9 protein-coding genes are annotated in these 8,723 nt (G+C 37.4%); 1 reads left to right on the top strand and 8 read right to left on the bottom strand.

The features are described from left to right. Positions 1-41 precede the first annotated feature (41 nt). Positions 42-521 carry an SRPBCC family protein gene (locus tag ABFR62_11575; GenBank protein ID MEN8139059.1) on the top strand — a complete coding sequence of 160 codons (480 nt, stop codon included), beginning with the start codon at positions 42-44 and terminating at the stop codon, positions 519-521. Between the two features lie 105 nt (positions 522-626). On the opposite strand, the gene ABFR62_11570 is transcribed toward ABFR62_11575, so the two are convergent. The 8 genes from ABFR62_11570 to ABFR62_11535 all read right to left on the bottom strand — a co-directional run. Next, entirely contained in the window at positions 627-1,883 is a 1,257-nt protein-coding gene (locus ABFR62_11570) for a GTP-binding protein (GenBank protein MEN8139058.1), read from the bottom strand. Positions 1,884-2,013: 130 nt separating this feature from the next. Further along, positions 2,014-2,919 carry a sulfate adenylyltransferase subunit CysD gene (gene cysD / locus ABFR62_11565; protein MEN8139057.1) on the bottom strand — a complete coding sequence of 302 codons (906 nt, stop codon included), beginning with the start codon at positions 2,917-2,919 and terminating at the stop codon, positions 2,014-2,016. A 188-nt stretch (positions 2,920-3,107) separates the two neighbouring features. Beyond that, positions 3,108-3,698, bottom strand: coding sequence for an adenylyl-sulfate kinase (gene cysC, locus ABFR62_11560; protein MEN8139056.1), 591 nt, complete (start codon positions 3,696-3,698; stop codon positions 3,108-3,110). Between the two features lie 362 nt (positions 3,699-4,060). After that, a complete protein-coding gene (locus tag ABFR62_11555) occupies positions 4,061-5,821 on the bottom strand; it encodes an SLC13 family permease (GenBank protein ID MEN8139055.1) in 1,761 nt (586 codons plus the stop codon). 54 nt (positions 5,822-5,875) lie between these two features. Further along, positions 5,876-6,649 (bottom strand): 3'(2'),5'-bisphosphate nucleotidase CysQ, encoded by a 774-nt coding sequence (gene cysQ / locus ABFR62_11550; GenBank protein MEN8139054.1) that lies wholly within the window; start codon positions 6,647-6,649, stop codon positions 5,876-5,878. Between the two features lie 192 nt (positions 6,650-6,841). Beyond that, a complete protein-coding gene (locus ABFR62_11545; GenBank protein ID MEN8139053.1) occupies positions 6,842-7,303 on the bottom strand; it encodes an ArsR family transcriptional regulator in 462 nt (153 codons plus the stop codon). Positions 7,304-7,566: 263 nt separating this feature from the next. Further along, positions 7,567-8,076 carry a UpxY family transcription antiterminator gene (locus tag ABFR62_11540; protein MEN8139052.1) on the bottom strand — a complete coding sequence of 170 codons (510 nt, stop codon included), beginning with the start codon at positions 8,074-8,076 and terminating at the stop codon, positions 7,567-7,569. Between the two features lie 442 nt (positions 8,077-8,518). After that, a partial coding sequence (locus ABFR62_11535) for a hypothetical protein (protein ID MEN8139051.1) occupies positions 8,519-8,723 on the bottom strand: 205 nt, incomplete at its 5' end.

Raw genomic sequence — 8,723 nt, 5'->3', positions numbered from 1 at the left:
ATAAGCTCTCTTAGCAGGCTGAAAAAATAAGCAGGAAAACTATGTCACTTCAAAAATACGTTAGTAATATAAAAACCATAAACTGGAGCAATGCTGTGGTTTATGACAGGTTGTCGAATTTGGAAACACTGAATTTTCTTTTTAATCCGGAGAATTTAGAACGCGCGAAGCAACAACTGGGGGAGAAGGCCGATAAATTTAATATAGAGGATTTTCAGGCAGATCGTGATTCATGCAGCTTTAAAATAGACCCGGTTGGCAGAGTAGGAATGCACATCGTAAATCGCGAAGAAGGTAAGACCATTAAAGTTGAGAGCGAAGAAGGCTTGCCGATGAGCTTCACACTGTGGATACAACTTCTACCGGTAAATGAATATTCTTGTAAAGCCAGGCTTACAATTCACACGGAGCTGAATATGATGATGAAGATGATGATTGGCAAGAAACTAAAAAAAGGTGTAGATCAGATAGCCGATGGTCTTACTCAGATTCCTTTTGGTACTATTCCCAGTGCGAATTGATTAATGTTGAGTGGTGAGTAACAAGTAATATGTTTACTTATTGCTCACCATTCAATATTCAACATTGAATAAATAATTCAACATTTGTATTTGTAATTCATCATTTTAGATCAGCATCCCTGCAGCTACCGTATCGTTTGTAGCAGAGTCAATCAGGATAAAGCTTCCTGTTTTTCTGTTTCTGGAGTATTCGTCCATCATGATAGGAGCAGTAGTTCTGATTTTAACTTTGCAGATATCATTCATATTGATGGTCTTGTCTTCAGTTTCTCTCTTTAGGGTATCAACATTTACTTTATATTCAATTTCTTTGATCATCGCCGTTGGTTCGTTCGATGTGTGCTTAAGAGTGTATTTAGCTCTCGGGCGGGCTGCATCGTCGTTGAACCAACAGATCATAGCCGACAGATCCTGAGTTTTTTCCGGCTGGTTGTTGTTTTTCACTATCATGTCGCCTCTGCTCAGGTCGATATCATCTTCGAGGGTCATGGCTATACTCATACCTTCGAAGGCTTCATTTATATAATCTTCATATTGGTTAATAGATTTTATTTTCGAGTGGAATCCCGACGGCATAAGTTTTACTTCGTCGCCGACTCTGAAAATTCCGCCTGCTATTGTCCCTGCATAACCTCGATAGTCTCTGTCATCGCCATTTTGCGGACGAAGTACTGTTTGCACCGGGAAACGGGCATCAACCATATTGTTATCGCTGGTGATGTGAATAGTTTCGAGAGTATGGAGTAGGGGAGCACCCTGATACCATGCTGTACTTTCGGATCTGTTAACAACGTTATCGCCAAAGAGTGCAGAGATGGGGATATAACGGACATCCTTAATCATCATCTTGGCCGACATCTCCTCGTACTGTTCTACAATTTCGTTAAATATTTTTTCGTCATAATCAACAAGATCCATCTTGTTAACGCAAACAATAACGTGTGAAATTTGCAACAGCGAAGCGATAAACGAGTGGCGCTTAGTTTGCTCAATAACTCCTTTTCGGGCATCAATTAAAACTATAGCAACATTGGCAGTAGATGCCCCTGTAACCATATTTCGTGTATATTGAATATGTCCCGGTGTATCGGCAATGATGAATTTACGTTTTGGAGTTGTGAAGTAGCGGTAGGCTACATCGATAGTAATTCCCTGTTCTCTTTCGTCTTTTAAACCATCTGTAAATAAAGCCAGGTCTACATCTTCAAGACCTTTGCGTTTACTTGTAGCCTCAACCGAGGCTATCTGGTCTTCGAAAATAGATTTTGAATCGTAAAGCAATCTTCCGATTAGTGTACTTTTACCATCGTCAACGCTTCCGGCGGTTGTGAATCTCAATAACTGATTATTATCTATGCTCATGATTAGTTTTCTTTGTTGTTTTTTTTGTTTTACCGCAAAGGTTGTTGCAAAGTGTCGCTAAGTATTATTTATTGTTTAATCAAACTCTGAGGTACTTTTGCGATAAACTTCGCGTTAGCGGTTATTTTTTTTAAAAATATCCTTGCTTTTTCCTGTCCTCCATCGAAGTTTCACTTCTTTTATCATCAGATCTGTTACCTCTCTCAGTTTCTCTCATGGCAGAAACTTCCTCTACGATTTTCTCAAGGGTATCGGCATCGCTTTCTATACCTCCTGTGATTGTAATGTCGCCCAGAGTTCTGAAACGTATTTTTTTATTAACTATTTCTTCGTTGCCGTGCATGATGAGGTATTCCGAAACCGGTATCCAGCTTCCGTTTCTGAAAACAACATCTCTATCGTGTGCGAAGTAAAGAGACGGAATGTCGATATTTTCTCTTTTTATGTAGTTCCACACATCCATTTCGGTCCAGTTACTAATTGGAAAGGCTCTGAAGTGCTCTCCTTCCTGCATTTTTCCGTTGAAGAGGTTCCACAATTCAGGACGCTGGTTCTTTGGGCTCCACTGACCGAAATCGTCGCGGTGCGAGAAGAATCTTTCCTTTGCTCTTGCCTTTTCCTCATCGCGGCGTCCGCCACCAATGGCACAGTCAATTTTATTATCTTCGATAGCATCGAGCAGGGTTGTTATCTGCAACTCGTTTCGGGTTGCATTTTTACCTTTTTCCTCAACAACTCTGTTATCATCAATAGCTTCCTGAACTGAGCCTACAATTAGCTTGGCACCGAGTATTTCTATCAGGTCGTCTCTGAATTTAATTGTTTCCGGAAAGTTGTGTCCTGTGTCGATGTGCATTAATGCAAAAGGTATTTTTGATGGATAAAATGCCTTTTTAGCCAGGTGGGCCAATACAATTGAATCTTTTCCTCCTGAAAATAAAATTACAGGGTTTTGAAATTGAGCATGTACTTCGCGCAAAACGAAAATTGCTTCAGATTCCAATTCATCGAGGTAATTTAGAAAATATTTTGCCATAGTTTTTTTTTATTAGGTCATCCTACCCGAACAGAGTTAGTGTAGGAAGCCTTTAGGTTCAGCGAAGCAAATCTGTTTATGTTTACTGAAACTTTTATTTATTGATGTTTACTCTATTTTCCCAGCAGATGTCTTGACGTCGCTACGCTTTGCTCGACATGATGTTACCGGGTTGATATGTAGTTGCTTTATTTTAACTTATTTTTAATTTCGTAATAAATCATCTCTACCGATTCTTCGATACTCATATTATCGGTTACAATTTCGAAATCCGGATTTTCGGGTGCTTCGTAAGGAGCATTTACTCCCGTAAAGTCTTTTATTTCACCATTTCGGGCTTTTTTGTAGAGACCTTTTACATCTCTTTTCTCGCACTCTTCGATAGACGTATTTACAAAGATCTCAACAAAATTTTCTTTGCCTACTATATTCTCAATGTTTTTTCTGTCTTTCTTATATGGTGATACAAAAGCAGCAAAAACTATCAATCCGGCATCGACCATTAAATTTGCAACTTCGGCAATCCGGCGAATATTTTCTGTTCTGTCTTCGGGACTAAAGCTCAAATCGCTATTGATTCCTTTACGGATGTTATCCCCGTCGAGTGCATAGGTTTTAAATCCTTCCTGATGCAATTTGTGCTCAAGGGCATTGGCAATGGTTGATTTGCCTGAACCGGATAAACCTGTGAACCAGAGCAAAAATGAATTTTGCCGGTTGTTGCTTTTTCTGTCTTCCTTTGTTACAGAGTAATTATGTTTGATTATGTTTTGTTTCATTTTGATGATTACTGTTTATTATAGTTATATCTCTCCATTGCGTTCGTCTTCCCTTCTACTTATCTAACAGATCGTGTCACAATTAAAAAAATGCGTCATTTTGAGTGAAATAAGTGAAGCGATTAACGGAACACATATAATAAAAATTCGTGAGTAAACGCAGTGAAGTCGAACCTGCGAGCAACTATTAAAAGTAAAAGTGCCAGCGAGCAAAATATCTCATTATTTGAAAATCAGAATATTGAGATTCCTCCACTTCGGTCGGAATGACGATAATAGTAATTGTGATACAGTTTGTAAGGGCAGGCGACTCACTACGGTCGAGATGACGATTTTGATGTTGTTAGATAGATATGATGTTATTAACCAAAAAAGTGAATATAAATATAGCTTAAAACCACTACAGAATACAATATTGTTAAAGGCACGCCCAATTTTATAAAATCCTGATTTGTATATTCTCCCGGACCCTGAATCAACAGGTTTGTCTGGTAGGAGTAGGGAGTGATAAATGCTCCCGATGCACCAAAAGCAAGTGCCAGATACAAGGCAGTTTGATCGAGATTATAGGGAGCTATAAATAAATATGCAATCGGAAACATAATGGATACCGCTGCAATATTTGTAACAAAATTTGTAAGAATCAGGGTGATAATAAAAATTAGAGACAAAATACTGAATGGGTGTAAATTACCACATATCGAAAGAATCGTTTCTATTACGGAATTCAGTGTTTCTGTTTGGATAAAAATATTTCCGACCGATAATGCGAATCCAAGCAGTAAGAACAGTCGGAAATTGAATTTCGTGGTCAAATCTTCAAGTCTCAAAACATTACCGACAACAAAGGAAATTAGTACCAGTAATACTCCGTTCATCATGCTTATTTTACTCATGGCTATCAGCCCCACCATAATCAGAGCGAAGGTAATTATTAAAAACTTCGTTAACTTCGACACAAAAGGGAGGTCTTTAATATGTGATATCTGATAGAGTGAATTGTCGAACTGAATTGTTTTTTCAAATTCTTTTCCTCCGTTAACGATAATTACATCTCCCATCTGAAATCTGATTGTTCCAAGGTTTTTTGGAAGATGTTTTCCCTTTCTTTGAACAGCTATTACAGCAGCCCTGTATTTTCGTCTGAAATCAATTTCCTGAAGCGTTTTAGATATCAGGAAGCTGTTATTTGCAACTACACATTTTATCAGTTTTGAATCATCTACCTTTTGATAGTCTTTTACCCATGCCAGTCCCTTAATATTTTCCATAACACTTTCAATGCTGTCAGGCTTACCGGCAAAAACCAGAATATCTTTCTCGAGCAGTATGGTAGAAGAGGTAACTTCAATAATTTTGCCTTCTCTCATTATGGCAAACAAATATGCATCACCAAGATGACGAAGTCCACTTTCGCTTACCGGTTTTTGATCTAGGGTACTGTTCTTTTTAATTTTTAGCTCGAAGGTGTAATCATTTTCGAATTCTACCTTATGTGTAACATCTTTCTTCGATTTTAAAATTTTATCACCAAAGAAAGTCAGGAAAAACAGACCTACTACAACACCAATTAATGCCGGTATAACCAGATCGATACTGCTTAATTCCTGACCTTTTTGTCCTTTTATAAAACCGTTTAAAACCAGTGTGGTGGAAGTACCAATTATAGTTAACATTCCTCCTAAAATTGATATGTAGGAAAGTATTATCAATAAAGAAGGAGTTTTGAAATTTTTATAAACTCTGGCTTTCTTCATTGCGTAAGGGGTCAACAGCGAAACTATCGGTGTGTTATTTAAAATTGCTGAGATTAATGAAACAAAAAGAAAAAACTTCAGCTTAAATATATTGTATGTATTTCCCCGGCTAATTATTTTGTCAATCCATAGAGTTATCGGGAAGGCTCTTTCTATCCCCATAGATATAAATATCAGGGAAAAAATTATCACAATAGAAGGATTTGCAAATTGCAATATCAGGTCTTCGGTTGAGATAAGACCCAATAATACAGCTACTATGTTTAATAATCCAAATACTTTATATGCTTTAACATTAGTTGTAACAAGTGCAACTATTGAAAAAGCAAAAAGGATTGCAAATATTAAGGGTAAGTTAGAAATCATTTAATAAATATAGTAAGTTCTTTTTTTATCCCCTCTCAAGAGGGGAATAGTCCGTTATTTCACGATGAACCAGGGATTCAACAGATTCTCCTTATTGTAAACCAATTCGGTTGTTTTATTGTATTCAAAGACTCTTTTTCCTGCAAAAGAGCAAACTGCATGTCCCGCAGCGGTGTCCCATTCCATTGTGGGTGCAAATCGGGGATAGATATCAGCCAGACCTTCCGCAACCATGCATAATTTCAGAGAACTCCCCCTGGATTTAATTTCAAGGTTTGGATTGTCAGTTTTTAGTTCTTCAATGAAATCTTCTGTTTCTACCGATAAGTGTGATCTCGAAGCAACAACAGTATATTCTCTTTCTATTTTGAAGGGAAGTGTGTTTTTTTTGTTCTTCCAGTCCTCATCATTTATATCGAACTTATAACTGCCATGCTCAGCATCGCCTAAATAAACGGTATTGTCAACAGGAACATATACAATACCGAATACAGGGTTATTATTTTTTATTAATGCTATGTTGATCGTGAAATCGCCGTTTCTCTTAATAAACTCTTTGGTGCCGTCTATTGGATCTATCATCCAAAATTCGTTCCATTTATTTCTTTCTTCGAAAGCAATACTTTTACCCTCTTCGCTTAGAATCGGGAAGTCGGTGTTTTTCAGTCCTTCAGCAATTATCTCGTGCGATTTTTTATCAGCTCTGGTAAGTGGCGAACCATCTCCTTTTATTTCAATGTTGAAATCATCACTGTTGTAGATTTCTAAGATTGCACTTCCGGCATCACGGCAAATCGACAGTATGTGCTCTATTTCGTGTGTTGTCATATTTTAGTTTATTCGCTTGTTTAAGAATCATGGTCTAACTGCCTGATTTCGATGGTGGAATCTATAGTTTATACACCTTCGGTATGTTTATCAGGTGTTTCGCATCGTCTTTCCTTTTTCCTGCCTGACTGAGTCACGCAGGCAGGTATCTTTTATCCCTTCAACTTCGCTCAGGGCATGCTTTTTTCTTTCTCATGTAGTCCACACCAGAAGCTTATCTTCTGCGTTTGATTCAAAGAAATTTTCTTTATTCCCGGGTTTTATAATCAGGTGTCGTATTTTTCGTTTAAGAATTTTTTCTACTTTGTGTATTTTGTTTAACAGATACACTTCGTCAATATTATTACCAACTAAAAAGACGTCAATTATATTAGTGTCTAGTCCTTTTGCAAGCTGTCCACCAATGTACACTTCTTCAACGTTTCCGACATTTCCGACAATAGATTCAATAATCTTATCTACACCGACATATTTAGAAACTATGCTCTTTATTTCTGTAAACAGGGGATGTTGCGTATTTGCTGAATAATATTTTCTGTTTCCCTTGTTGCATGAAGTTAGCATGTTGGCTTTTTCCAGTCTGTTCAACTCAATTCTGATGCCGTTTGTACTTTCCTTAAACTCTGATTCCAATCCACGCAGATAGGAACTCATAGCAGGATTCAGGAAAAATTTGAGTAATAATTTTACTCTAGTTTGGGATGTGATCAGACTGTCTAACATTTTATAAGTGAAAAGTTATAAGTGAAAAGTTATGAGTTACGAGTTTTGAGTTATTCATTCACCATCCACCATTCAACGTTTACCACAGCTTCGCTCTCTCAGTCACATTTTGACTAAGATTTTATTTTTGTGATAATAATTTATAGAGAGGAATAGGGCTAATTAACCTTATTACTCTCCATCACTCAATCTCACTAATCATTACCTTTCACTACCTTAATAATAGTTTTAGGTTTATCCACCTGTAATTTTACTCCCAGTTGAGGAATAGAAAGAGTGATGAATCTTGATCCTATTTTTTCCACAATACCTTGTTTACCCAACAAAATACCTGATTCTATTCTTACCTCATTACCAACTGAAATTTCCCTTGATTTGATTTCTTCCTGAGCGTGATCGTTAAACCATCTTTGCATCTGTTCCATCTCTTTGTCACGGATAATAACAGGTTTTTTTAACCAATACATATAGTTTGATATGCCTACTGCCGGGAATATTGATGTACGGTATTTTTCTGAAATATGGATAAAAATATAAGAGGGAATAATAGGTTCTTTAACCTTTTTCTTTCTGTCGCTCCAAATCTTGATAGTTTCTCTTAAAGGTATGTATACTTCAAATCCGGCATCAGAGAGGTAAGCAGCCGCTTTTTTCTCCTGACGTGGTTTTGTTCGTAGTACAAACCAATTTTTTGAATCTTTCATATCGATATTGAGTAAAAATGTTACACAAAAATAATGATTATTTTTGAAGAACAAGAAGTTATAATTTAAAAGAGAAGTGGTTTATCAATATTTGTTAAGAAATGAATAGTATAGAAGGATTAAGTATGTACTGGGTGCCTGGTAGTCTCTTCGACTGGTTCAGGGATCAACTGTCTACCAAAGGGCAGGCGCCCAGTAAGAGTTGTTTTGGTATACTTTTCCTTGACACCCGGATTACCTCGCTATCGCTCGATGATCCTGATAGGGGAGTCGATTCAAAAGCAATCCCTACAAATGCTGTCGCATTTGATGGTCATGCTCAGGGCATACTTTTGATTTTAGCTCGCTGGCACTATTATTTAATAGGTTACCTGCCTACCGTCAGGCAGGCTCGCTGAACCTCCTTAGCTCACTGGTACTTTTATTCTTAGCTGTTCATCGGCTAAGCCGAGACACAGTGTTCGCTGAATTTCATTTCGTCGGTTTGAACTTTATACTTTTTTCTTGACGCCCGGATTACCTCGCTCTCGCTCGGTGATCCTGATAGAGGAGTCGATTCAAAACCAATCCCTTCAAACGCTGGCGCGTTTGAGGATTTTTTGTTTCCAAAAGTTTTACGAAAGCGAGCTTTCGACACTTTTGGAAAC

It is taken from the genome of Bacteroidota bacterium, from assembly GCA_039714315.1.
GTDB lineage: Bacteria > Bacteroidota > Bacteroidia > Flavobacteriales > JADGDT01 > JADGDT01.
This window is presented reverse-complemented; position numbering and strand designations above follow the sequence as displayed.

Bases quoted from the DNA above. Each gene is read 5' to 3' on its own strand.
- ABFR62_11575 (MEN8139059.1), top strand. From the start codon at position 42: ATGTCACTTCAAAAATACGTTAGTAATATAAAAACCATAAACTGGAGC.
- ABFR62_11570 (MEN8139058.1), bottom strand. From the start codon at position 1,883: ATGAGCATAGATAATAATCAGTTATTGAGATTCACAACCGCCGGAAGC.
- cysD (MEN8139057.1), bottom strand. From the start codon at position 2,919: ATGGCAAAATATTTTCTAAATTACCTCGATGAATTGGAATCTGAAGCA.
- cysC (MEN8139056.1), bottom strand. From the start codon at position 3,698: ATGAAACAAAACATAATCAAACATAATTACTCTGTAACAAAGGAAGAC.
- ABFR62_11555 (MEN8139055.1), bottom strand. From the start codon at position 5,821: ATGATTTCTAACTTACCCTTAATATTTGCAATCCTTTTTGCTTTTTCA.
- cysQ (MEN8139054.1), bottom strand. From the start codon at position 6,649: ATGACAACACACGAAATAGAGCACATACTGTCGATTTGCCGTGATGCC.
- ABFR62_11545 (MEN8139053.1), bottom strand. From the start codon at position 7,303: ATGAGTTCCTATCTGCGTGGATTGGAATCAGAGTTTAAGGAAAGTACA.
- ABFR62_11540 (MEN8139052.1), bottom strand. From the start codon at position 8,076: ATGAAAGATTCAAAAAATTGGTTTGTACTACGAACAAAACCACGTCAG.